The sequence below is a fragment of the Qipengyuania gaetbuli genome, from assembly GCF_020171365.1.
Taxonomy (GTDB): domain Bacteria; phylum Pseudomonadota; class Alphaproteobacteria; order Sphingomonadales; family Sphingomonadaceae; genus Qipengyuania; species Qipengyuania gaetbuli_B.
This window is the reverse complement of the sequence record NZ_JAIUZO010000002.1, coordinates 1,515,598-1,540,067: the sequence shown is the minus strand read 5'-3', so window position 1 is coordinate 1,540,067 and position 24,470 is coordinate 1,515,598. Positions and strand designations below refer to the sequence as shown.

The 24,470-nt window shown below is 61.7% G+C and carries 23 protein-coding genes; 20 read left to right on the top strand and 3 right to left on the bottom strand.

The features are described from left to right. The first annotated feature begins 373 nt into the window (after positions 1 to 373). From LCL94_RS08240 to LCL94_RS08175, 14 genes are all read left to right on the top strand, one after another. Positions 374 to 544, top strand: a complete 171-nt coding sequence (locus tag LCL94_RS08240; protein ID WP_224831777.1) for a Flp family type IVb pilin — start codon at positions 374 to 376, stop codon at positions 542 to 544. A gap of 92 nt (positions 545 to 636) precedes the next feature. Next, positions 637 to 1,560, top strand: coding sequence for a Flp pilus assembly protein CpaB (gene cpaB, locus LCL94_RS08235; RefSeq protein ID WP_224831776.1), 924 nt, complete (start codon positions 637 to 639; stop codon positions 1,558 to 1,560). Next, a complete protein-coding gene (locus LCL94_RS08230; protein ID WP_224831775.1) occupies positions 1,550 to 3,049 on the top strand; it encodes a type II and III secretion system protein family protein in 1,500 nt (499 codons plus the stop codon). The genes cpaB and LCL94_RS08230 overlap by 11 nt, the downstream gene beginning before the upstream one ends. Further along, a complete protein-coding gene (locus LCL94_RS08225; RefSeq protein ID WP_224831774.1) occupies positions 3,033 to 3,314 on the top strand; it encodes a hypothetical protein in 282 nt (93 codons plus the stop codon). The genes LCL94_RS08230 and LCL94_RS08225 overlap by 17 nt, the downstream gene beginning before the upstream one ends. 14 nt (positions 3,315 to 3,328) lie before the next feature. Next, complete coding sequence (locus tag LCL94_RS08220) at positions 3,329 to 4,996, top strand: TadE/TadG family type IV pilus assembly protein (protein WP_224831773.1); 1,668 nt, start codon at positions 3,329 to 3,331, stop codon at positions 4,994 to 4,996. After that, complete coding sequence (locus tag LCL94_RS08215; RefSeq protein ID WP_224831772.1) at positions 4,993 to 5,487, top strand: TadE/TadG family type IV pilus assembly protein; 495 nt, start codon at positions 4,993 to 4,995, stop codon at positions 5,485 to 5,487. The genes LCL94_RS08220 and LCL94_RS08215 overlap by 4 nt, the downstream gene beginning before the upstream one ends. Next, positions 5,484 to 6,074, top strand: coding sequence for a TadE family protein (locus LCL94_RS08210; protein WP_224831771.1), 591 nt, complete (start codon positions 5,484 to 5,486; stop codon positions 6,072 to 6,074). The genes LCL94_RS08215 and LCL94_RS08210 overlap by 4 nt, the downstream gene beginning before the upstream one ends. A gap of 7 nt (positions 6,075 to 6,081) precedes the next feature. Then, complete coding sequence (locus LCL94_RS08205) at positions 6,082 to 7,257, top strand: AAA family ATPase (protein WP_224831770.1); 1,176 nt, start codon at positions 6,082 to 6,084, stop codon at positions 7,255 to 7,257. 1 nt (position 7,258) lies between these two features. Beyond that, complete coding sequence (locus LCL94_RS08200; protein WP_224831769.1) at positions 7,259 to 8,650, top strand: CpaF family protein; 1,392 nt, start codon at positions 7,259 to 7,261, stop codon at positions 8,648 to 8,650. Continuing rightward, positions 8,650 to 9,651, top strand: coding sequence for a type II secretion system F family protein (locus LCL94_RS08195; RefSeq protein ID WP_224831768.1), 1,002 nt, complete (start codon positions 8,650 to 8,652; stop codon positions 9,649 to 9,651). Before LCL94_RS08200 ends, LCL94_RS08195 begins: the two co-directional genes overlap by 1 nt. A 1-nt stretch (position 9,652) precedes the next feature. Next, the gene (locus tag LCL94_RS08190) at positions 9,653 to 10,624 is read left to right on the top strand and encodes a type II secretion system F family protein (protein WP_224831767.1); all 972 of its coding nucleotides are present in this window, start codon (positions 9,653 to 9,655) and stop codon (positions 10,622 to 10,624) included. A 1-nt stretch (position 10,625) separates the two neighbouring features. Then, a complete protein-coding gene (locus LCL94_RS08185) occupies positions 10,626 to 11,459 on the top strand; it encodes a hypothetical protein (RefSeq protein WP_224831766.1) in 834 nt (277 codons plus the stop codon). A 9-nt stretch (positions 11,460 to 11,468) separates the two neighbouring features. Beyond that, positions 11,469 to 11,933: a prepilin peptidase gene (locus LCL94_RS08180; RefSeq protein ID WP_224831765.1), complete on the top strand. Its 465-nt coding sequence runs from the start codon at positions 11,469 to 11,471 to the stop codon at positions 11,931 to 11,933. 40 nt (positions 11,934 to 11,973) lie between these two features. Next, positions 11,974 to 12,558 (top strand): hypothetical protein, encoded by a 585-nt coding sequence (locus tag LCL94_RS08175; RefSeq protein ID WP_224831764.1) that lies wholly within the window; start codon positions 11,974 to 11,976, stop codon positions 12,556 to 12,558. Between the two features lie 13 nt (positions 12,559 to 12,571). Here LCL94_RS08175 and LCL94_RS13480 read toward each other — a convergent pair whose 3' ends face one another. Continuing rightward, the gene (locus LCL94_RS13480; RefSeq protein ID WP_224831763.1) at positions 12,572 to 13,258 is read right to left on the bottom strand and encodes a helix-turn-helix domain-containing protein; all 687 of its coding nucleotides are present in this window, start codon (positions 13,256 to 13,258) and stop codon (positions 12,572 to 12,574) included. A 137-nt stretch (positions 13,259 to 13,395) separates the two neighbouring features. On the opposite strand from LCL94_RS13480, the gene LCL94_RS08165 reads away from it, so the two are divergent. From LCL94_RS08165 to groL, 3 genes are all read left to right on the top strand, one after another. Then, the gene (locus LCL94_RS08165; RefSeq protein WP_224831762.1) at positions 13,396 to 14,811 is read left to right on the top strand and encodes an MATE family efflux transporter; all 1,416 of its coding nucleotides are present in this window, start codon (positions 13,396 to 13,398) and stop codon (positions 14,809 to 14,811) included. 150 nt (positions 14,812 to 14,961) lie between these two features. Next, entirely contained in the window at positions 14,962 to 15,249 is a 288-nt protein-coding gene (gene groES / locus LCL94_RS08160; protein ID WP_090477425.1) for a co-chaperone GroES, read from the top strand. A gap of 53 nt (positions 15,250 to 15,302) precedes the next feature. Further along, a complete protein-coding gene (gene groL / locus LCL94_RS08155; protein WP_224831761.1) occupies positions 15,303 to 16,949 on the top strand; it encodes a chaperonin GroEL in 1,647 nt (548 codons plus the stop codon). 80 nt (positions 16,950 to 17,029) lie between these two features. Here the strand turns inward: groL and LCL94_RS08150 are convergent, their stop codons facing one another. Continuing rightward, a complete protein-coding gene (locus tag LCL94_RS08150; protein ID WP_224831760.1) occupies positions 17,030 to 19,252 on the bottom strand; it encodes a DUF305 domain-containing protein in 2,223 nt (740 codons plus the stop codon). A 225-nt stretch (positions 19,253 to 19,477) separates the two neighbouring features. Here LCL94_RS08150 and LCL94_RS08145 point away from each other — a divergent pair, with 225 nt between their 5' ends. Then, complete coding sequence (locus LCL94_RS08145) at positions 19,478 to 19,885, top strand: host attachment protein (RefSeq protein ID WP_224831759.1); 408 nt, start codon at positions 19,478 to 19,480, stop codon at positions 19,883 to 19,885. Positions 19,886 to 20,010: 125 nt separating this feature from the next. Next, on the top strand, positions 20,011 to 21,033 hold the full coding sequence (locus tag LCL94_RS08140; protein ID WP_224831758.1) for a serine hydrolase: 1,023 nt from the start codon (positions 20,011 to 20,013) through the stop codon (positions 21,031 to 21,033). Positions 21,034 to 21,138: 105 nt separating this feature from the next. On the opposite strand, the gene LCL94_RS08135 is transcribed toward LCL94_RS08140, so the two are convergent. Next, a complete protein-coding gene (locus LCL94_RS08135) occupies positions 21,139 to 21,576 on the bottom strand; it encodes a hypothetical protein (RefSeq protein WP_224831757.1) in 438 nt (145 codons plus the stop codon). 57 nt (positions 21,577 to 21,633) lie between these two features. On the opposite strand from LCL94_RS08135, the gene polA reads away from it, so the two are divergent. Continuing rightward, positions 21,634 to 24,468 carry a DNA polymerase I gene (polA, locus tag LCL94_RS08130; RefSeq protein WP_224831756.1) on the top strand — a complete coding sequence of 945 codons (2,835 nt, stop codon included), beginning with the start codon at positions 21,634 to 21,636 and terminating at the stop codon, positions 24,466 to 24,468. Positions 24,469 to 24,470: the final 2 nt, after the last annotated feature.

The window sequence follows — 24,470 nt, the reverse complement described above, 5'->3', positions numbered from 1 at the left end:
GCCTGCGAATCATTTCAAACTCCTCGCCGAATCAGCAATTTCCCGATTCGAGCAGTGCGATAAAGCCGCAACTTCTACCGCCTGTTAACTAGCAGAATTAACTTTTCTCCGAATTATCTTGCTGAAAATTTGAGAAATGTTAGATTCGTTGCACCAAAGTTGACCGTAACGGCTGTTTGCGGGAACTTGTAATTGCTCCGAGGGAGCCAGCGTGAAACGGATCGGCGCATGCCGATTAAACAATAAAAGGTCGCGCCGGTTCCAACACCTTACCCCCTCGGGCGGGCCATCCGGAAATAGATGCCGGGGTCCTGTTTAGAAGACGACACTTCGCTCTCCTGGCGAATTGTCATTCAAGACTTGGGGTAATATCATGTTCAAGAACTTTCTTCGCAATGAGTCGGGCGCTTCGGCTGCCGAGTACGCTCTGATCCTCGCCATCGTTGGCCTCGGCATCGTCGTTGCTACCGGTACGCTGAGCACCTCGATTTCGGGTGCAATGAATGCCGCATCGGACACCATTGATACTTCTGCTACAGTCTAATGGCTTCGTGGCCCCGCTGATCCGATCAGCGGGGCCATTTGTCATCCGGGCTTTGGCGTTTGCCAAGATAATTTCAACTGGGGGGTTAAGCCATGCAGGGCAGGAATCTGCTGATCGCCGGCATTGCGGTGTTTCTCGGCCTAGTCGCCGTCTATCTCGCGAATGCCTATTTTTCCGGCATGGAAGAACAACAGGAAGAAATTGCTGAACAGCAGCAACTTGCCCGTATCGTTGTCGCTTCCCAACCCCTCGCCTTTGGCCAGCAGTTAACAGACACGAATGTGCGGTTGGTCAACTGGCCCAGCGATTCGGTTCCCCAAGGGGCCTTTACTTCATTAGAGCAGGCCATGCTGGGCGGACGTGTGGCACTACGCCCGATCGTCCCCGGCGAACCGGTCCTTGCTTCCAAGGTCAGCGGCGATAACGGCCGCGCAACCCTGGCTTCCAATCTTCCCGAAGACATGCGTGCTGTGTCGATCCCAATCAACGACGTATCCGGCGTGGGCGGTTTCGTCCGTCCGGGCGACGTGGTCGACGTGATCCTGACCCGCCAGATCCCGGGCGAAGGTGCCCAGCAAACCGATAAGATGACCACCGTCGCGCTCGAGAACGTCCTCGTCCTCGGCATCGATCAGGTGGCCGACGAGAACAACACCGAACCGGTCTTGAGCAAGACTGCCACCCTGCAGACCGACATCTACGGCGCGCAGAAACTGGCGCTCGCCCGCGAAATCGGTGTACTTAGCCTGGCGCTGCGCAATGTCGAGAACCAGGAAGTTGGCGCGACGGAAACCGTAGTTGCTAACGATCTGGGCGGGGAGGGACGCTATGTATACCGCCGCATGGGGGGCGCTGCCCCGGCAGTGGCGACTCCTTCCTATTCGGCGGCCCCGCGCGGAGCTAGTTCTGCTCCGCAACAGGCCAGTGCCCCGGCACGCCCGCGCGGTCCGACGATGAGCGTCGTGCGCGGCACCGAAGCAGAAACCTATTCCGTGGAGGCTCTCCGTGGTTACTAAGAAAGCAGCCCTGGCGGCATTTGCACTGACCACCGCGCTTTCCGCGGCGGCCCTTCCCACCCCGGCTCTGGCCCAGACGCAGTATTCGGGTGCTTCCATGCACGCCGGTACGGTCGAAATCCCGGTCAACAAGAGCCAGGTCGTCACGGCCGACGTGCCGATCGACCGCGCGATGATCGGCAACGAGGAAGTGGCCGACATCCTGCCCGTCTCGGACCGTTCGGTCTACGTGCTGGGCAAGAAGATCGGCACCACTTCGCTGACGCTTTACGATCGGTCGAACCAGGTCATCGCGGTGATGGACATCGCCGTGGGCCCCGACGTGCTGAGCCTACGCGAACAGATGGCAGACCTTCTCCCCGGGGAGGAAGTCGATGCCCGTATGTCAGGTGAAGCGATCATCCTTTCTGGCTCCGTGAGCGACCCAGGCGTTGCCGATCGCGCCGTCCAGCTGGCCAAGGCCTATGCCGGCGGCACGGACAACGTACTCAACCTGATGACCTTGGCAGGCAGCCAGCAGGTCATGCTGGAAGTCCGCTTTGCCGAAGTTTCGCGGAACATCGGCAAAGAATTGGGTGTGCGCACGCTGTTCTCCTCGAACGGCGGAAGGCTGTCCGGTGTGACCGGAAGTGGCTCCGGCCTCATCTTCACGCCTGAAGATGGCATCCCGAGCAGTAATTTCGGCAACCGCAGCCTCGGCCAGACCGAACTGCTCAACACTTTCGGCGTATTAACTCGCTCCTTCACCGACATTCTCGGCCTCGACGTTGATGTGGCTATAGATGCGCTGGAAGAGAAAGGTCTCGCCAAGACGCTCGCCGAACCGACGCTTGTCGCCCTTTCGGGCCAGCGCGCGTCATTCCTTGCCGGCGGCGAATTCCCGATCCCCGTGGTCCAGAGCGGCGGCGGTGGCGGGGTCGGCGGTGGCGGCCAGAACGGCATCACGGTCGAGTTCAAGTCCTTCGGCGTCAGCCTCGGCTTCACTCCGACGGTGCTGTCGAACAAGGTCATCAACCTCGTCGTGGAACCGGAAGTCAGTTCGATCGACGAAAACGCCTCGATCACGCTGAACGGCATCCGCATTCCGGGCCTGCAGACCCGCCGGGCCAGCACCGTGCTGGAACTGCGCGACGGCGAAAGCTTCGCCATCGCCGGCCTGCTGCAGCGCGATTTCCAGACCACCGTCAGTCAGATCCCGATCCTCGGCTCGATCCCGATCATCGGATCGCTGTTCCGTTCGACCGGCTTCCAGAAGGGCGAGACGGAACTGCTGATCATCGTCACGCCGCGCCTCGTCGCGCCGATCCGGCCCGAACTGGTGCAGCTGCCGACCGACCGCGTGAAGGACCCGATCCAGGCGGACGTGCTGCTCAACGGCAATGCGCACCGCGTGAATGACCTGCCGCCGATCCAGGGGGCAACCCCGGCGAACACGCAGCAGGGCACCGAAACCACCGCGCAGGAGGGCGCCGATGACTATGAATTCTAAGTTCATTCGCACCCTTGCTCTGGCAGGCGGCACGCTGGCAGTTGCCGGCTGCGCCACCGGCAGCGGCGAGGATTTCATGGCCGACGCCACCTGGGGCGAGGCGAACCGCCGGACCATGGCAGCGCAGGTGATCGACCCCAATCCGGTCTATGAAGACCCGATCCCGCCGACTTCGGCCGACAACTCCGTCGGCGCGATCGATCGCCTTCGCAACGACCAGGTCAAACAGCCCGAGCGCGTTTCCACCACGGAAGAGCCGGACTGATAGGACATGACACGATGGCCAGCGCACTTCACCATCTGAGGCGGTTCCACAAGGACCAGAGCGGCGCAGTCGCTGCTACCTATGCGCTGGCCCTCATCCCGCTCGTCGCCATGGCGGGCCTGGGCTTCGACTATGCCCGCATGGCGGGGATGGATTCCGAACTGCAGAACGGCGCGGACCAGGCAGCCCTTGCCGCCGCGACCCAGCTCGACGGCCGCGTTGGTGCCTGCGCCAGGGCTGGCAATGCCGCCATTGGACTGGTTTCGAACACCACCCTGCTGGCAGACGGTAATGATGCGTTGACGGTCGGCACAGCCGTGGGAGTTTCCGCCGACCAGTGTTCGGCATTCCCGGCGATCCGCTTTTTCTCGGAATATACCGACCGGGACAACTTCACCCTCGCCACAGGCGATGACGATGCGAACTATGTCGAGGTAACTATCGACGGGCGTGAGGTAACGTATTCACTCGTTGCGGTCACCGGCGTCGCCAACGCGGACGGGATCGCTCTTGCAGTCGCGGGCCTTGGCTCGGCGATCTGTAAAGTCCCGCCGGTGATGATGTGCAATCCGAACGAAAGCAACGACCCGGAATTCACCATTGCGAATTATGTCGGCAAAGGCATTCGCCTCGTCGCCAACGTAAACGGGCAAAACGGTGCCGGTGAGGACCCCGATGAGCCCACCGGCAGCTACGGGCCAGGCGTATTCGGTTATCTCGAGACCAATGCAGGCAATGGTGCAGTCGCAACGGCACAGACGCTGGGTCGCGAAAACTTCCCGGGCGATTGTGTCTCGATCGACGGTGCCGACGTGAAGCCGGGGCAGCAGGTTAGCGTGCTTGACGCCCTGAATGTTCGCTTCGGGATTTACGCGAACGGCCTCAACAACGCCTGCGGCAATGGCAACACATTCTGCCCGCCGTCTGCCAACAGCCGGATAGACCTGGTGCGTGAAGTGGCGCCTGGCGGTAGCGGCGGTTCCTGTGCGATCGGCCCGGGCGGCTTCGAGGTTGGCCCGCGACCCTATCGTCCTGTCGATGCTGTCAACAATATCGACCCGTCTAATACGCAACCGATGGGCTATCCGCGAGACAAGTGTCATGCGCTAAGCTTGGCAGGCAACTGCTCAGGAAACGGAAGTGCTCGTATCGGCGATGGCAACTGGGACCGTGCGGCCTACTATGCGACCAACGGGCTTGGCACGATGCCCACTACCTGGTCGAACTATGGCTACGCCGAGCTTACCGGCCGAGCGATGCCGACCCGCTACCAGCAATATCGTTATGATTACGAACAGCGTCTTGCCAATCTCAACAGGCGGACCTTCCAGCACACCAGGACATCTCCACCGATCAAAACGGTAAACTACGAGCATCAGGGCACACCTTTTTGCCAGGCTCCCGGTATCGCGCCTGCAAGCACGCCCGACCGTCGCATCCTGAGCATCGCGGTAATCAATTGTACCGCTGAAAATGTCGGCGCAAACACGACGGATGCCGATATTCTGAAGTTTGTAGATGTGTTCCTGGTTGAACCGGTCGCGCGGCGCGTCGGTCCGGACGGAACGCGCTTCACGAACAATTCCGACGTTTATGTGGAAGTGATCGGCGCGACAACTGTCGGCGGCGGCGGAACATCAGGGCAGGAGGTCCGCAAGGACGTCCCGTATCTCATTGAATGATGTGCCTGCGCATCTATGCTCTCCGCGACGACGGTGCTGCAGCGGCGGAAATGGCGCTCATGTTGCCATTGCTCTTGGTCATGCTCTTCGGAGGCTTCGAGGCTGGCCACTACCTTTATACGGAACAGAAGATCGTGCAGGCGGTGCGCGAAGGAGCTCGTTATGCGGGTCGACGCCCGTTTTCCGACTATCCATGCCCAGGAAATGGGACCACGCCAGCTGCGGACGCAATAAGAAATGTCACCCAGACCGGCACGATTTCTGGCGGTACGTCACGAATAGCGAACTGGGATAAGAACTTAATTACAGTCACTTATACATGTAACATTTCCTATGCTGGGCAAGGTATTTTCAAGGGCAATGCTGGCGGAGCGCCAGTTGTTACAGTCACAGCCGCCGCAACATACCCTTCCCTATTCGGCGCGCTGGGCCTGATCGATGGAACCTACCAGGTGCGCTCGTCGGCGCAGGCAGTGGTGAACGGGATATGATTAGCTCACTTCACCTCTTGAAGCGATATGGACGCGAGAACGCTGCAGCGTCTGCCGCAGAGTTCGCCTTGGTCCTGCCGGTCATGCTGATCTTCCTTATCGGCATTATCGACGTCGGCTACTACATCTGGCAGGTTAACCGGGCAGAAAAGGCCGTCCAGATCGGTGCCCGATGGGCAGTGGCTACGGACATGATTCCGGCAACTTTGCGCGACTACAGTTTCGCGGTTTCGGGCGGCATCCCCCAAGGCACCGTCGTTCCAGCTGGATCTTTTCCCAAGGTTACCTGCACTTCGTCAAGCTGCACTGCCTGGGGTCACAACCAAGCTGCCTTCGATTCCATTCTGACCCGGATGCAAGAAATAAAATCGGGCATCGCAGCCAACAACCTTATCGTCGAATACGAATGGTCAGGCCTTGGTTACGCGGGGGACCCCAACGGTCCGGACGTCGCTCCCATCGTCACAGTCAGGCTGACTGGGATGACCCATACGCCGATCACATCGCTGATTTTCGGCACCCTAAACCTTCCTACTTTCGCTTATTCCCTCACCGCGGAAGACAGCGCTGGAAGTTTCTCGAATTGAGCTTGCGATGACCGATTTCTCAGACATCTACCACACGGATACCGGAATGACGCTACCTGATGGAGTGCACGTGTTTGCACGCGAGGAGGCGCTTGGGAACATCGCTATCCTCGACAGCGCACTAACCCTGCACAACACCGGACTGGCTGAGGACTTCCCGGCCGCCGTCATCGAGCATGCGACCATCGCTGTCGTGGAAATCGATTCCAACAATCCTTCGTCCCTGGCGCGCTTGGAAAGACTTCGTGCCTTGAGGCCCAATCTTCCGGTGATCGCGGGGCTGCAGGCCGCACCGGTTGCGACTGTGCGCTCTCTTTTGCGCAAGGGCGTATCCGACGTGCTCGAACTTCCATTTTCGAGTGAAGAACTCGTTGCTGCGATTATCGATGTAGCGCGCGTCAGCGAAACGCCGGCAGCCCCTGTCGAACTTGCACCCGTCATCGCGGTCATCGGTGCCGCTGGTGGGGTCGGCGCAACGACAGTTGCTACTCAGCTTGCCCCGTTGATGCCCGAACATCTCGGCGAGAACGCTCGTACTGCCCTGATTGACCTGTCATTGCAGAGCGGAGACGCGTCAGCCTATCTAGACAAACACCCCAAGCTCTCAATTCATCACCTTTTCGGTGCAGTCGGCAGGATAGATGATGAACTGATCCGCTCGGTCGCGATGAAATGTGATGACGGTTTCGATCTCATAGCCGCGCCGGACGAAATAGAGCCGATTGAAAGCGCACCAGCCGAGGCGGTCTCCCAGGTTCTGCGTGAAACCAGGAAGCGCTACGACCTTGTAATTCTTGACATGCCATCGACGATTGCAAACTGGGCAATGCCTGTCTTGCTCTCCGCTGATGTCGTGGTGCTTGTAGGCGTGGGTAAACTCTCAGCCCTGCGTCACGTAAAGCGCAAGCTGTCGCTTCTCCAAATGCTTGGCCGTCCACGCGAGTCGATCGCCATCGTGTTGAATCGCTGTGAATCCGGATTGTTCAAGCGGGCAGATGCCTCCCAGATGGAGGAGCTCCTCCACCATCCGGTCGAACAGATGCTTGAGGATGATCCCTCTCTCCTCGAGGAAGCACAGCTACAAGGTTATGCAGTTTCGCACCTTCAGAAGCGCGCGAAACTTTCGAAACAATTTGCGGAATTGGCAGCAGCACTCGGCGACAAGATCGAGAAGGACAGCTGACATGTGGAAGATCAAACTAGATGATAGCCAGAATCAGGATCACCATTCTGCAACCACGTCCGAGCCCATCTCGACCGAAGAGGAGCAACGTATTCTTTTCGGCCGTAAGGACGAGCGGACCGAAAAGATGCTGCAGCTCAAGCTGTCGATCCATCGCAATCTGCTGGACCGGCTCAACCTTGCCCTGCTCGACCAAGCACCGATTGAGCAAATCAAGTCTCAAATCGCGGCAATGCTGCCCGAATTACTCGCCGATTTCGACGAGCCGCTGAACCGCGAGGAACGCGACCAGCTCGTCCAGGAACTGGTCGATGAGCTGATGGGCCTCGGCCCGCTTGAACCGCTGCTGGCGGACGACACCATCACCGATATTCTCGTCAACGGCGCGGAGACGGTCTTCGTCGAAAAGCGCGGCCAGCTGGAACGGGTCGGCACGCGCTTCCAGGACGAAAAGCACCTCATGCGCGTGATCCAGAAGATCGTCAGCGCGGTCGGCCGACGGGTCGACGAAAGCTCGCCCTTCGTCGATGCGCGCCTTGCAGACGGTTCGCGCGTCAATGCGATCGTCGCACCGCTGGCGCTCGACGGCTCGCTCCTCTCGATCCGCAAGTTCGCCAAGAAGCCGATCAGCATCGCCAAGATGATCGACCTCGGCAGCATCCCCGAGCAAATGGAACCGGTGCTCGAGGCGATCGTGCGCTCGCGCCGCAACGTGCTCATCTCCGGCGGTACCGGTTCGGGTAAGACGACATTGCTGAACGCGATGTCCTCCTACATCGACGAGAAAGAACGTATCGTCACGATCGAGGACTCGGCGGAACTCCAGCTCCAGCAGACGCACGTGGCGCGGCTCGAAACGCGACCGGCCAATATCGAGGGCAAGGGCGAAGTTACCCAGCGCGATCTCGTGAAAAACGCCCTGCGTATGCGTCCCGACCGCATCATCGTCGGCGAAGTGCGCGCCGGCGAGGCCTTCGACATGTTGCAGGCCATGAACACGGGCCACGACGGCTCGATGACCACGGTCCATGCCAATACGCCGCGCGATGCACTCAGCCGTGTCGAACAGATGATCGGCATGAGCGGGATCGACATTACCTCGCAATCCTCGCGTGCGCAGATTGCCTCGGCGATCAACGTGGTGGTCCAGGTCGGCCGACTTTCCGACGGTCGCCGCAAGATCAAGAGCCTGTCCGAGCTGACCGGCATGGAAGGCGAGACCATCACCATGCAGGAAATCTTCCGCTTCAAGATGACCGGCCGCGGCGAAGACGGCAGCGTGCTTGGACACTTCGAGGCAACCGGCATCCGGCCCAAGTTCCTCGCCGACGCCGAAGCCCATGGCATCACGCTTCCCGCCGACCTGTTCCGTCCGGACATGAAGATCGGCTGATGGCGACAGAAATCATCCGCATCGTTTTCCTGCTGGCAATCTTCGCAGCTGCCTTCCTATTATTCCAAACGATTGGAAGAGTAGTCGCATCAAAGCGAGCTCATTCTGCGGCAGCAAACCGTCGAATGACAATGATCCAAAGCGGAACCAACCGCGAGGAACTGTACAGCGAATTATTGAAGAACCGTCCTCGAAAACACGAAGGCTTGCCGTCATTGATCCGAAATGCGGTCGTCTCTTTCGAACACAATGTCTACACATCCGGTGTTAGTTGGAGTGTATCGCAGGTCGTTGTGGCGATGTTGGTCGGCGCGGCCATACTATTTGTCATCGCCTTGGCAATTGCATTGGGTACTGGTGCAGAATTGGGTTTCGGCGCAGTCCAAGTGTGCTTGATCTTCGCAATTGCTGCTGGAATTATGCTCCCTTATCTTGTCCTCAAGCGCATGGCGACGGGTAGACGAAAGAAAATTGAGAGCCAATTTCCCGTTGCATTAGACATCTTCGTCCGGGCCCTTCGCTCCGGCCATCCTGTCGCTTCCGCAATCGATTTGCTCACGCAAGAGATGGAAGATCCCATCGGATCTGAGTTCGGGTTGGTGAGTGACGAGGTCACCTATGGTGCCGATCTCACGATGGCTCTCGATGCAATGGCCGAGCGTTGGCAACTCGAAGACATGCGAATGTTTGTCATCTCGCTCTCTGTCCAAGGGGAAACCGGAGGCAACCTTGCGGAAATTCTCGAGAACTTGGCCAACGTAATTCGTGAGCGCGCGGCCCTCTATCTCAAAGTCCGTGCTCTAAGTTCCGAAGGTCGCATGACCGCTTGGATGCTTTCGGTATTGCCCGTCTTCGCCTTTGTAATGACGTTCCTCGCGGCGCCATCATTCTATTTGGACGTAGCGGACGACCCAATTTTCATCTGGGGCTGGGTGTTTCTGGTGTCGCTATACATCATTGGCGTCATAGTCATGCGCAAGATGATCAACCTCAAGGTGTGACATGTTAGAGATTGCAGCCTCAAGCACCGCATTCCGTATTATCGCCCTAGCGATTGTTTTTGCTCTGGTTACCGGCGCAATTTTGATTGTTGTAAATGGCATTGAGGCCCGAAGGCGCGCGAGCCGCCAGATTGCTCGGCTTGATGCAGCTGCTTCGGTCGATTCCCAAGTCGATTTGTTAAGAGATCAGCGCAAGGATCGATGGGTCAAGATCGCTGATACCATAGAAAAGTCCGGCATAAGCCTGACGGATAAGAATAATTTGAAGCTAGAGCAACAGATGCGCATGGCCGGCTATCGGAGCAAGGCTGCAGTTAGAACATTTACTATTGCAAGAATAATGTTAATATTCACAATACCTGGAATTTATCTGCTTCTTTCTTTTTTTAATAGCGATCCTCCTTCGGTTTTTAAACTTTATCTAGTAAGCTCTATACTAGCGGCAGCTGGTCTATATTTGCCGAATCTATATGTCCGCGCAAAGGCCGACAGGCGTAAAGAACGGATCATCAACGGCTTTCCGGACGCACTTGATCTCATTCTGGTCTGTGTCGAAGCGGGTTTGGGCCTAGAGGCGGCGCTCGACAAAGTTGGCCGCGAGATGAGCCGATCACATACCTTAATAGCAGAGCTCTTGGTTGAAACGACCCTACTGATGCGTGCCGGCGCATCACGAGAACTCGCTCTGCGTCAGCTCGCCGACAATTCAGGCGTGCAAGAGATTCGTTCCTTTTCTACACTCCTGATTCAATCGGACAAACTAGGCACCAGCATAGCTGACACGCTTAGGATCTATGCTGGCGAAATGCGGGAAGCTCGACGTCTGCGTGCTGAAGAAAAAGCTCACCGCATTCCGGTACTCGTATCTATCCCTTTGGTGGCCTGTATGCTTCCAGTGATGGTTGGCGTATTGGCTTTGCCCGCAATAATCGGGTTTGTTCGTGAACTTGGTCCCGCACTGGCAGGAGGATAACATGAAGAAAGTCCCCGCAACCCTTGCAGCCCTGGCGGTGGTAATGCCGCTGTCCGGTTGCCAGAGCTTCCTCAGCGCTTTCGATCTCGGCAAGCATTCGCGGGCGAGCCAGCCGGTCTTCGGCGAAGCGGATCTCGAGGAAGGACGCCGGTTGCTGGCCGAAGGCCAGATCGGCAACGCCCTGCCCGCCTTGCAGCGGGCCGCGCTCAATCGCGAAACCGCGCCTGAAGCTGCCAATGCCCTTGGAGTAGCCTACGCCCGCCTCGGCCGCGGCGATTTGGCCGAACGCTATTTCCGTGCTGCCGTCACGCTGGCGCCGGAAGAGACCAAGTTCGCTGCCAATCTCGACCGCTTCTATGCCAGCGACCTCGGCCAGGACCTGCGCACGCTCTACGCCCAGCGCGAGGAGGCTCGCAAAGCCTACACCGAATTCGCCAAGTCCGACGAGGCCGTGCGCCCCGATATGCCGGCCGAGCAGGAACGCGTGGTGATGAGCGGAGGGCAGGAACGCCGCATTACCCTCGCCCGCGGCGCGACGTCTTCGCGCATCGCGCTCGGCGCGCCCCAGCCTCTCGCCGCGCCCGAGCGCGTACGTGTCTCGGTGGCCGAAGTGGCTGACGCACCCGCCAAGCCGGCCGTGCGGGTAAGTGTGAACGGCCAACAGATGCACACCAGCGCTTCTGCCCGTCCGGCCGAAATTCGTGTCGGTGCCACATCCGGTTATCCCATGCGCGTGCGCATCGGGAAAGAGGCGCGCGTATCCGCCACGCCTGCCAGGGGCTATCCGGTGCGGGTCAGCCTTAATGTGCCCAAGGTCGAGCAAGAAAAGAAATAATCGCTCGAAATGGCTATAGCCTCCTTGTCCTTCGGGGTTCTCGCGGCGCTATCGTTCATCGGTGCCCTCATCGATGTATTCAAGCGCAAATTGCCCAATTACCTGTCACTTGCGCTTGCCATCGCCGGTCTTGGCTTTGCCTTCGCTGCGGCAGGATCGGTCGGCATTGGCCTGCATTTCGCCCATGTCGTCGCCGCCTTCCTTATCGGCTACGGGCTATTTGCCGGCGGCATGTTCGGGGCAGGCGACGGCAAGTTCTATGCCGCAGTAGCGGCGTTCTTTCCGATCCAGCTTGCGCCGGCCCTTGCACTTGTCATCCTTCTGATGGGTGGCGTGATGGCCATCTTCTGGCTGTTCGCCAGGAAGTTCAGTCCCGCTCTGCGCGCGCGCAAGGACGACTTTGCCAAGATGCCTTACGGTCTCGCGATCGCGACAGGAGCGGTTGTGCTAGCCGGATTGCGACTGGCGGTTTGACATGGGCTGCGCCCCTCCCCAGCCGCGGAAGACCAAGGTCATGCAACTGGGGGTCATCGCCGCGACCTTGGCGGTCACGTTCCTCGTCGTCTTCCTTGCCTTCGCCTCGACGGCGGCAGTCCATCCCCATGATCCCTCGCGCGATATCCTGCGCGTAGCGCTCGAACCCGCGCCTGCCGAAAGCGTGGTCGACTTCGGCCACGGGGCGCAGCGCGCCGACACGGGTGAACAGGCGGCCAAGCTTGCCGAAGTTGCCACGCAGACGCCCGGCGCACCGGAGCCGTCTCGTATGGGGTCGTCGCCGCGCGGCTCCTCCGACAGGAACATCCTCGCACTCGATTACTCGCTCAAGCCCAATTTCAATCCCGGGCCGGACGGCATGCGGGTGACTAAGGCGCTGGCGCGGGAAAAGGGCCCGCAGACCGAGCTGCCCATTATCCTGGTCGATGCGACCCGTATCGAAATCGGGCGCGCGGACCTCATGGCCGCGCTCGAACGGCTGGGGCTGGCGATGGACGACGCGAAGCTTCCGCAGGGAGATCGCCTTTCGCTCGATGCCGTCCGCCGTGGGGGACTGGACCTGCGCTATGACGCGATAAGGGACCGGCTCGTATTGATGGACTGAGCCGGGCGCCGGCCTATTCGCCGTCGCCCCAATCGATCGAGACATCGACCTTGGCCTCATCGACGCCGGCCGCCTCGGCGATGCGCTTTTTCGCATCGCGCACGATTTCCGCCAAGGACCCCTGCACGATCTCGTCCGGTTCACCGAGGTCCGGGGCCCCGTAGACCAGTTCCAGCTCGCTCACTCCCAGCTCGTCGGCGAGGCGCTGCATGGTCTTGTGCCGCGGCCGCACCTGGTCGCTTTCCCACTTCCACAAGGTCGGCTTGCTGACCCCGACAGCGGCGGCGAGCCCCCGCATGGTCATGCCGCGGCGATTGCGCAGGTGGCGGATGCGTCCCCCCAGCGTAGCGTGGTCGACGCCGTGCGTTTCATCCGGATCGGATGCCGCCTCGTTGGCCGCGTCAAGCTGTTCCGGCGTAAGCGGCGTTGCGAAACTGCAGCCGTATAGCTGGTCGTCGAACCAGACGACCTTCGCCACCGTGGGCCCCACTTGCGGCAAGACCACCTCCAGCGGCGCGTCGAAGGCAAGCGTCGCCTGCGTCTTCACCAGCATGCCACTGTGCGACAAGTTCATGATTTCCGCGTCGAAGGCGCGGCCCGACTGGCCGACGCCGGTATTGAGACGAAGCACGAGGCGGGGTTTCCGGCGTCGCCGGTCGGCCTCGTCCGCTGAGGTTTCCTCGGTCCTCGTCTCGTTCACCTGTTCGTCCCAGTCGCGTGCGATGCTGCGTCATCACGAAATGCAGTGTGGCAAAGCGGTGCCAGTTTGTCACCGTGTAAGGCCCAGAATCGGGCGCGGGATTGGTAAGTGTCCCCGGCTGGCCTATCGAGCGGGCCATGCGCAGTGATCGCCCGCTTGCGCCCACGCCCGCGGGCGGTGACGGCTGGCGCGAGGAAATCGCGGCGACCTTCCGGCTGGCCTGGCCGCTCGCGCTCGCCAACCTGCTGCAGATGCTGGTCCATGCGGTCGACGTGATATTCGTCGCGCGGCTGGGCGAGCGCGAACTGGCAGCCTCCGCTCTCGGGATTGCGCTGTTCGGCCTGACCATGTGGGCCTTCACCGGCCTGGTCGGGATGGTCGCAGCACTCATCGCCGAGGAACTGGGCCGGCGCCGCCATTCGGTCCGCGAGGTTCGCAGCTCGGTGCGCATGGCCATGTGGCTCTCGGTCGTCGCATCGCTGGTTGGCATGGCGATCTGCTGGCAGGGCGAGGCGCTGATGCGGCTGACGGGCCAGGACGACGCGTTGTCCGAGCGGGCGGGAGACTTCCTCGTCATCATCATGTTCGCCATGTGGCCGATGATTGCCTCGAGCGTCCTGCGCAATTTCGTTTCCGCGCTCGGCCGTCCGGTTTTCGCCACTGCCATCACGGGCGTCGCGCTGGTTGCCAGCGTGGTGTTCAATTACGCTTTCGTGTTCGGCAATCTCGGTGCCCCGGCGCTCGGCCTCGAAGGCTCTGCACTGGCGAGCGTGCTGACTTCGTTCGTCCAGCTTGCCAGCTACCTTGTCGCCATCCGCCTCGACCGGCGCCTGCGCCGCTACCGCATCCTTGGCAACTGGTGGCGACCGGAATGGCCGAGAATGCGCGAGCTGGTGATCCTCGGCACGCCGGTGATGATCATCATCATCGCGGAAGCCGGCCTGTTCAGCGGTGCCGCGCTGCTGATGGGCCGCATCGGACCGGCCGAGCTGGCTGGCCACACGATCGCCCTGCAGATTGCAGCGCTCGCCTTCCAGATCCCGTTCGGCCTGGGGCAGGCGGCGACCATCCGGGTCGGCTATCACTATGGCGCACGCGACCGCGCGGCGATGGGCCGGGCAGGCTGGGTCGGTATCGCCATGGGCGGCGCCTTCATGTGCATCACCGCGATCCTCATGCTCGCCGCACCGATGCTGCTCCTGCGCATCTATATCGATCCGACCCTCGCCGCGAACGCCGCCATGGTGGTCTTTGCCGTGCGCTACATGAAGGTCGCCGCCGCGTTCCAGCTGTTCGACGGCGTGCAGGCGGTTGCAGCAGGCGCCTTGCGCGGCCTGCAGGATACCCGCGTCCCCATGCTGATCGCGGTCTTCAGCTACTGGGTGCCCGGCTTCGGGACGGCAATCTGGCTCGGCTTTTATACTCCGCTGGAGGGAACCGGTGTGTGGATCGGGCTGGCCATCGGGCTGGTATTCTCGGCCGGACTGCTGACCTGGCGCTGGGCGAGGCGCGAAACGCTCGGCCTCACGGCAGAGCCACACCACGCCTTCTAGGATCGCGCACGCCGCGACCTGCACGGGGCAAATTTTTTCCTCGCCGACCCGTTGACTCCGCGCCGGGGCGCTACCAAATGCGCACCCGCTGGCACTCTCCGGGTGGGAGTGCCAATCCAGACATTCACTCTCAGTAGAAAGGTCATCAACATGGCATTTCGTCCGCTGCACGACCGTGTGCTCGTGCGTCGCATCGAAGCAGAAGAAAAGACCGCCGGCGGGATCATCATTCCCGACAGCGCCAAGGAAAAGCCGAGCGAAGGCGAAGTCGTGGCCGTGGGCAACGGCTCGAAGGCCGAAGACGGCACCGTCACTCCGCTGGACGTGAAGGCCGGCGACCGCGTGCTGTTCGGCAAGTGGTCGGGCACCGAGGTCAAGCTCGACGGCGAAGACCTGCTGATCATGAAGGAAAGCGACATCATGGGGATCATCGGCTGAGCCCGATCCTCTGACGCTTCCAACCACCAGACAGAATTCCAGGAGAAACACCAATGGCAGCCAAGGACGTAAAGTTCGGCCGCGACGCGCGCGAAGGCATCCTGCGCGGCGTCGACACCCTCGCCAACGCCGTGAAGGTCACGCTGGGCCCCAAGGGCCGCAACGTCGTGATCGACAAGAGCTTCGGCGCACCCCGCATCACCAAGGACGGCGTTTCCGTCGCCAAGGAGATCGAACTGAAGGACAAGTTCGAGAACATGGGCGCGCAGATGATCAAGGAAGTCGCATCGAAGGCGAACGACGCCGCCGGTGACGGCACCACCACTGCCACCGTGCTTGCCCAGGCCATCGTCACCGAAGGCATGAAGTCGGTTGCCGCCGGCATGAACCCGATGGACCTGAAGCGCGGCATCGACCTCGCTGTCACCAAGGTCGTCGAAGATCTCAAGGGCCGTTCGAAGGACGTGTCCGGCTCGAACGAAATCGCGCAGGTCGGCATCATCTCGGCCAATGGCGACCGTGAAGTCGGCGAGAAGATCGCCGAAGCGATGGACAAGGTCGGCAAGGAAGGCGTGATCACCGTCGACGAGAGCAAGGGTCTCGAATTCGAGCTCGAAACCGTCGAAGGCATGCAGTTCGACCGCGGCTACCTGTCGCCCTACTTCATCACCAACCCGGAAAAGATGACGGTCGAACTCGAAAACCCGTACATCCTGATCCACGAAAAGAAGCTGTCGAACCTGCAGGCGATGCTTCCGGTGCTCGAAGCGGCTGTCCAGTCGGGCCGTCCGCTGCTGATCATCGCGGAAGACATCGAAGGCGAAGCGCTGGCCACCCTCGTGGTCAACAAGCTGCGCGGCGGCCTCAAGGTTGCAGCGGTCAAGGCTCCGGGCTTCGGCGATCGCCGCAAGGCCATGCTGCAGGACATCGCGATCCTGACCAAGGGCGAAATGATCAGCGAAGATCTCGGCATCAAGCTCGAGAACGTCACGCTGGGCATGCTCGGCCAGGCCAAGCGCGTCACCATCGACAAGGACAACACCACCATCGTCGACGGTGCCGGTGACGAAGCCGACATCAAGGCCCGCGTCTCGGAAATCCGCACGCAGATCGACAACACCTCGTCGGACTATGACCGTGAGAAGCTGCAGGAACGCCTTGCCAAGCTCGCTGGCGGTGTGGCCGTGATCAAGGTCGGCGGTGCCACCGAAGTCGAAGTGAAGGAGCGCAAGGACCGCGTCGACGACGCGCTGCACGCAACCCGCGCAGCTGTCGAAGAAGGCATCGTCCCGGGCGGCGGCACCGCCCTGCTCTACGCCACCAAGGCTCTCGACGGCCTCGAAGGCGCGAACGACGACCAGACCCGCGGCGTGGACATCGTCCGCCGTGCGCTGCAGGCTCCGGTTCGCCAGATCGCGACCAACGCCGGCCATGACGGCGCCGTTGTCGCCGGCAAGCTGGTCGACGCCAATGACGAAACGCTCGGCTTCAACGCCGCGACCGACACCTACGAAAACCTCGTGGCTGCCGGCGTCATCGACCCGACCAAGGTTGTTCGCACTGCCCTGCAGGACGCAGCCTCGGTTGCCGGCCTGCTGATCACCACCGAAGCGGCCATCGTCGACAAGCCGGAAGACAAGCCGGCCGGCGGCATGCCCGACATGGGTGGCATGGGCGGCATGGGCGGCATGGGCTTCTAAGCCCGGCACCATTGCCGAAAGGAAAGAGGCCCGGCGGAGCGATCCGCCGGGCCTCTCCTTTTCGTCTACGGAATGACTGGTCAGCCGCCCTTGCGGCTTGCTTCCACCGCCGCGATGACATCGGCCGGCCAGGTCACTTCGGTCTGCGTCTGCGGATTGAAGACGCCGCCCGAGTACTGCGCCGCTTCGGCTGCCGCGATTTCCTCGGCAGTGAGGAATTCGCTGGGTTCGAGCGCGAAGACGTCGAGGCCGCGGCTGATCTCGGTCGCGTAGATACGGCCGTTGTACCAGTAGGCCGACCAGTAACCGCCGGTGATCAGCTGGTCCTTGTCGATCGGGCCACGGTCGAAATAGGCGATCTCGACCGGGTTGGTCGCATCGGTGAAGTCGATCACCGAAATGCCGCCCTGGTACCATGCCTGCACGAAGATATCGCGGCCCGGGACCGGGATGATCGAACCGTTGTGCGCGACGCAGTTCTCCTTGTCGCTCTGCGGAGCGGGAAGCTTGAAGACACCGCGATATTCGAGCTTGTCGCCATTGAGCGCATAGAAGGCGTCGGCACCCCAGGTCACGGGATCGCCCGCCTGGCAACGCGGACGACCGCCGCCGCCCCATTCGTCGGTGAACAGCACCTTGGTGCCGTCATTGTTGAAGGTGGCCGAGTGCCAGTAGGCGAACCCCTTGTCCGTCACATCGGCGATACGCGTCGGCTTCAGCGGGTCCGAGATGTCGAGCACGATGCCGTTGCCCGAACAGGCGCCGGCAGCGATCTTCTTGGACGGGAAAACCGTGATGTCGTGGCACTGGTTCGTGACATTGGTGTCCTGCGTGCCCTCGCCGTGGTCCCCGCCGCGCCAAAGGCCGGCGATCTGGCCGTCCTTGGCAAACACGCGCGGGCTGTCGACGATGCGGGCCGCCGCCGGATTGGCGACCGGGATCTCGATCACGTCGATGCTGAAGAGAGCGGTCTCGTCACCGGCGGTGTTGAAACAGCCCGGCATTTCCTTCTCGTCGCGCACATAGGACGTGCCCGAATTATAGACGACGATGGTCTTGTCGTCGGCCGTGACGATCGAGTGGGTGTGGCTGCCACGGCAGGTCTGCACCTGGCCGACCTGGCGCGGGCGGGTGATGTCGGAAATGTCGAAGATACGCAGGCCGCGGAAGCGTTCCTCGCTCACCTTGCCGTTGACGCCCTGCAGGCCGCAATCGACGCGCGCGCGGCTGTCCTGCACGCTCATCACGAGCAGGTCGCCGACGATCGAGACGTCGCCCTGCCCGCCCGGGCAGACGACCGAGCTGACCAGCTGCGGCACCCCGTCTTCGCCAAGGCGATAGGCGTTGAAGCCGTGATAATTGCCCGCCACCATCAGGTCGCCGGAAAAGGCCATGTCGGTATTGGCGAAGTCGAGCAGCGAACCACGCTTGCCGAAGCGCGGCTTTTCTTCCTCGCCGTCCTCGCTCGCAGCCTTCTTGGCCGGTTTGGCCTTGCCGCCCTTCTCGTCCTTATCGTCCTTGTCCTTCTCTATGCGCGGCTGGAGGCCGGCGGGGTTGGCAGGATCGAAAAAGCCGGTGGGCTTGGGCTGTGCGACGACCAGGCGCAGGCCGGAAATCGCCTCGCCAGCGTCGCGGAAACCGGCGGCCAGCGTGGCGCGCGGGTCGGTCGACAGTTCGGCGAGCACGGCGTTCATGCGCTCGATCTCGGCCTGCTGGTCGCTGACGACCTCGTTCGTGAATTCGAACATGACCGGTTCGTAAGCGCTGCCGGGGGCATCGTGCAGGGCCTCGACCATGTCGAGCGCGCCCTGGTGATGTGCGACCATGAGCATGAGGAACTGGCGGTCGAATTCGGTCCCGCGAGCGGCAGCAAGCGCCATCATCTGCTCACCGCTGGCCATGCCCTTCATGCCGCCGTGACCGGCGTGACCCATATGCGCCGAATGCGGCATGGTGACCGCTTCTCCGCGCGCTTCCAGCCACTCGCGCATGAATTTCATCTCGTCCTTCTGACCCGCCTCGATACGGTCGGCAGTCTTCAGGATGGCATCGTTATTGGTACGTTCCTTCACCAATGCAGCCATGTCGACGGCCTGCTGGTGGTGGACGATCATGCCCTGCATGAAGGCGACGTCGGCGGGCGAATAGGACGTGTCCGAAAGCGCAACGGCTTCGGTCTTGTCGATGACGCGCGGCGCTTCGCCCGGCGCGCCGGGCAGCACGATGGGCACGTCCTGTGCCAGCACCGCATGCGAAGAGGAAAGCAACAGGCCAGCAGCCGTTACGCGGATAATCGATTTCATGTCAGTCCCCCGGGGCAACCCAAACCTTGGCGGGGCACATAGTTGGCATGGATCAAGGCCGGTCAAGCCGGAAAGCGATAGGCTCAAGTCGTTGGCCCGTGATGGTTGGCAATTCGTCGAACCATGAAAGGCAGGGCGAGCGCGCAGCGCGCTGGATTGGCGGACCGGATCGCTCCCTCGTCCGTTGACAGGATGAGACATCAACCGAGCCAGAGGAGATATCCCATGAAAGTGCCGCACAAGGCCCATGTCGCCATCGTCGACGGCGAAAGCTTCACCGTCATGCGCAATACGGGCAAGCCCTTCGAGCCCCGACTTTCGGAAGCGCAGAAGCCGGACCTCAGCCCGAGCAATTTCAGCGCAGGCGTGCGTCACCAGGACCAGATCGGTCGGCAACTTGGCCGTACCGACCTCGAAGAACTTGCCCACGGTGCCGCGGCAGCCGAGTGGCTGAATGCCAAGGCGATTTCCGGCGAGATCACGGACGTGCTCATCATCGCCGATCCGAAGACTCTCGGTGAGATGCGCAAGCACTATCATTCCGAACTGCAAAGCAGGCTGGTGGGCGAAATCGACAAGACCGTGACCGGACAGAGCACCGACCGGATCGAGAAGGTGATTGCGTCCGCGTAACGCGTCCTGACGCCGATAAACAAGCATCGGGCGTGCTTGCGACACATTCTGTCGCGGGCGCGCTTGATTTGCTCGATTCCGTTACGTTAAGCAGGCCCTAACCAAACTGTGCTATACGTAACGGTATGCGGATGAAGAACCTCGGCAAGACAATCCTGGCAGCGACGCTGGCCTTCGCAGCCCCGACCACGCTTAGCGCGCAGGACAATTCCTACCTCAAACAGTTCGATACGGCGCTCGGCACGGAACTGCGTGCGCCGCAAAGCTTCGAGGCAATCTACGACAATGCGTTCGAGCAGCGGCTGGCCGAACTGGCCGACGGCTCCAACGGCCGGATCGGCGTTGCCGCCATCGACCTGACGAGCGGCCAGATGGTCACCGTGCTGGGCGACCAGCGCTTCCCCATGGCGAGCACCAGCAAGATCGCGGTCGCTGCGACCTTCCTCGAAGGCGTCGAGAAGGGGAAGTGGAGCCTCACCAGCGAATTCCCGCTGCTGCTTCCGCGCAAGTCGGCCCGCTTCTCCAGCAAGGTCGCCCCGGTCTACGAGGGCGAGTACATGAAGGCGATCGACCTGATCGAAATCATGATCACCCGCTCGAGCAACCCGGCCACGGACGCGCTGCTGCGGGTTGTGGGCGGGCCTGATGCGGTAAACGACTGGGTGCGCCGTCAGGGTATCAGGGATTTCAGCATCGACCGCGATATCGCCACGCTGGTGCGTGACGACGGCGAATACGATCCGGCCCAGCACATCGACAAGCGCGACAGCGCCACGCCCAAGGCGATGCTCGACCTGCTGAGCGGCCTGTACCAAGGCAAGTTCCTGAAGCCCGAAAGCCGCCGCGTGCTGCTCGGCGCGATGAGCCGCACGCGCACCGGCAAGCGCCGCATCCCCGCGCTGATGCCGGAAAGCGTGCGCGTCAGCCACAAGACCGGCTCGCTCAACAATACCTCGAGCGATGTCGGCATCCTTGAGATGCCGGACGGCCGCGCCGTGGCGGTTGCCATCTATGTGACGGGACAGGGTTCGCGTCTTAATCGCGAAGCGAAGATCGCGCAGATCGCGCGGGCCATCCACGATGGCTATTCGGCCCAGAGCAGCAACACCAAGCGCGTGTGGACCAACGCCGATTTCGGCGGGAAATAAGCGTCCGTCCCTTCGGGGTCTCATGACCGGACAAACGAAAAGGGCGGCACCTTGCGGTACCGCCCTTCTGTATCGTTGGCTTATCAGCCAGCGAAGAGTGCGCGATTACTCGGCAGCAGCTTCTTCGCCTTCGACAGCTGCTTCGACTTCGGCAGCAGCTTCTTCGCCTTCAGCGGCAACTTCTTCACCAGCTGCTTCGACGGCTTCGCCAGCAGCTTCCATGTTTGCTTCTGCGTCAGCAGCAGCAGCTTCGGTGGTGGCTTCAGCAGCGTCTTCGGTGGCTTCCGAGCAAGCGGCGAGCGAGAGAGCAGCGGCCGAAGCGGCAGCAACGAGAGCGATCTTGCGCATAAGATAAATCCTTAAACAGCGAGTTTGAGTGCGAATTCGGCGATGATCCACCTCCTCCGCGCAAGACCCTTTCGAGGCCTTACGAGGCCCTAAATAATGGCCGGATTGTGGCGCTGCAAGCGATTTCGCCACATTCATGCCCAAATTCGCCTTATTTGCCCCCAAATTGCCGGATTTCCGCCATTTGTCGGCCACATTTTTTCGGGCCTTTCCGCTCCCCAAGTCCCTTAACCGCTGCTAGGCAGCGCCATGATGGCCGATAAAAAGCACCTCTATCTCGTCGACGGGTCCGCCTATATTTTCCGCGCCTATCACAGGTTGCCGCCCCTCACCGATCCCGAAGGCACGCCGGTCGGCGCGGTTTACGGCTACACCACCATGTTGTGGAAGCTGGCTGAAGATCTCGACAAGGCTGAAGGCCCGACGCACCTCGCGGTGATTCTCGACAAGTCGAGCCACTCTTTCCGGAACGAGATCTACGACCAGTACAAGGCCAACCGGCCCGCTCCTCCCGAAGATCTCGTGCCCCAGTTCCCGCTGATCCGCGATGCGACGCGCGCCTTCTCGTTGCCCTGCATCGAGGAGCCCGATGTCGAGGCCGACGACATGATCGCCTCCTATGCCCGGGCTGCACAGGCACAGGGCTGGGACGTGACCATCGTGTCCTCCGACAAGGACCTGATGCAGCTTGTCGGCGAAAAGGACGGCGCGCGCATCGACATGCTCGACACGATGAAGAGCGCGCGCATCTATATCGAAGAGGTCGAGGAAAAGTTCGGTGTCCCGCCGGAAAAGGTAGGCGACGTGCTCGCGCTGATGGGCGATTCGGTCGACAATATCCCGGGCATTTTCGGCGTCGGCCCCAAGACCGCAAGCAAGCTGATCGCCGAGCATGGCGACCTGACGGCTGCGCTCGATTCGGCAGAGGACATGAAGAAGTCCAAGCTGAAGGAGCGGCTGCTGGAACACCGCGCTGACGCGGAACTGAGCCGCATTCTCGTGACGCTCAAGGAAGACTGCCCCCTGCCCGTCGCGCTCGACGACATGAAGCTCGACGGCGTGCCGCCCGGCCCGCTTGCCCAGTTCCTCGAAAAGCACGGCTTCACCAGCCTGCTGCGCCGCCTCGATGCCGGTGCCGGGAGCCCCGGTAGGCCGACCGAACTCAATCCCGCCAAGCAGGAAAACGCCAGCGCTCCCGCCAACGCCGAGGGCAGCCGGCAGCCTCTCCCCGACATGGCGAAGGTAGACCGGAGCGCCTATGAATGCGTCCAGTCGATGGAGCGCCTCGAGCACTGGATCGAGCGCGCCAAGGCCGCACGGCTGGTCGCCATCGATACCGAGACCAGCGCGCTCGACAGCATGGCGGCGGACCTCGTCGGCATCAGCCTCGCACTCGGCCCGAACGATGCCTGCTACATTCCGCTCGCCCACGGCGGTACGGATATGTTCGCCGAAAAGCCCGACCAGGTGCCGCTGGACGCCGCGCTTTCCGCGCTGCGCCCGCTGCTGGCCTCCGATGCGGTGATCAAGGTCCTGCACAACGGTAAATACGACCTCAATGTCCTTTCCCGCTACGACGTCGAAGTCGCGCCGGTCGAGGATACGATGATCATCAGCTTCGACCTCGATGCGGGGCGCGGCCTCGACGGGATCGGCGGCGGGCACGGCATGGACGAGCTTGCCGAACGGCACCTCGGCCACACCTGTATCGCGTTCAAGGACGTGTGCGGCACCGGCAAGAAAGCCATCCCCTTCGGCGAGGTTCCGCTCGACAAGGCGACCGAATATGCCGCCGAAGACGCCGACGTCACATGGCGGCTCTACCAGCACCTTAAGCGCCGCCTGCCGGACGAAGGCGGTGCGGCCATTTACGAGCGTGTCGACCGTCCACTCGTGCCTGTTGTCGCCCGCATGGAACAGCGCGGCATCAAGGTCGACCGGGCGCGGCTGGCCAAGCTGTCGGAAGAATTCGCGACGGAGACCGGAAGGCTGGAAAAGGAAATCCACGCGCTCGCCGGCGCAGAATTCACCGTCGGCAGCCCCAAGCAGCTGGGCGACGTCCTGTTCGACACGCTCGGCTACAAGGGCGGCAAGAAGGGCAAGAGCGGCCAGTATTCGACCGACCAGTCGGTGCTCGAACGCCTGTCGGGCGAAGGCGCCGAAATCGCCGACAAGGTGCTGGAGTGGCGCCAGCTCAGCAAGCTGAAGTCGACTTATACCGACGCCTTGCAGGACGCGATCAACCCCAAGACCGGCCGGGTCCATACGAGCTACAGCCTCGTGGGCGCGCAGACCGGGCGCCTGTCCTCGACCGACCCGAACCTGCAGAACATCCCGATCCGCACCGAAATCGGCCGCCAGATCCGCGAAGCATTCGTGGCGGAAGAGGGCAATATCCTGCTCGCCGCCGACTATTCCCAGATCGAGTTACGGCTGGCCGCGCACATGGCCGATGTCGGCCCGCTGAAGGAAGCCTTCGCAAACGGAGAGGACATCCACGCGCGCACGGCAACCGAGATGTTCGGCGAAGTGACGCGCGATACCCGCGCCCGGGCCAAGACGATCAACTTCGCCATCCTCTACGGCATCTCGCGCTGGGGCCTTGCCGGCCGCCTCAAGGTTGAGCCGGACGAGGCGCAGGCCATGATCGACACCTATTTCCAGCGCTTCCCCGGCATCCAGCGCTACATCCTCGAAACGCTCGAGCGGGTGCGCGAGCGCGGCTATTCGGAAACGCTGTTCGGCCGCAAGACATGGTTCCCGCGCATCTCGTCCAAGAACCAGGCCGAGCGGCAGGGCAGCGAGCGCGCGGCGATCAACGCGCCGATCCAGGGCACCAGCGCCGACATCATCAAGCGCGCCATGGTCCGCATGGACGAAGCCCTTGTAAACGCAGGGCTCGACAAGGTGCGCATGCTGCTCCAAGTGCACGACGAACTCGTTTTCGAACTGCCCGAAGGCGACGTCGAACGCGCTTCGAAGGTGATCGAGGAGGTCATGGCCGGTGCGGCCGGCCCCGCGGTCAGTCTCGATGTCCCGCTCGGCGTCGAAATCGGGACCGGCAAGAGCTGGGGGGCCGCGCATTGAAG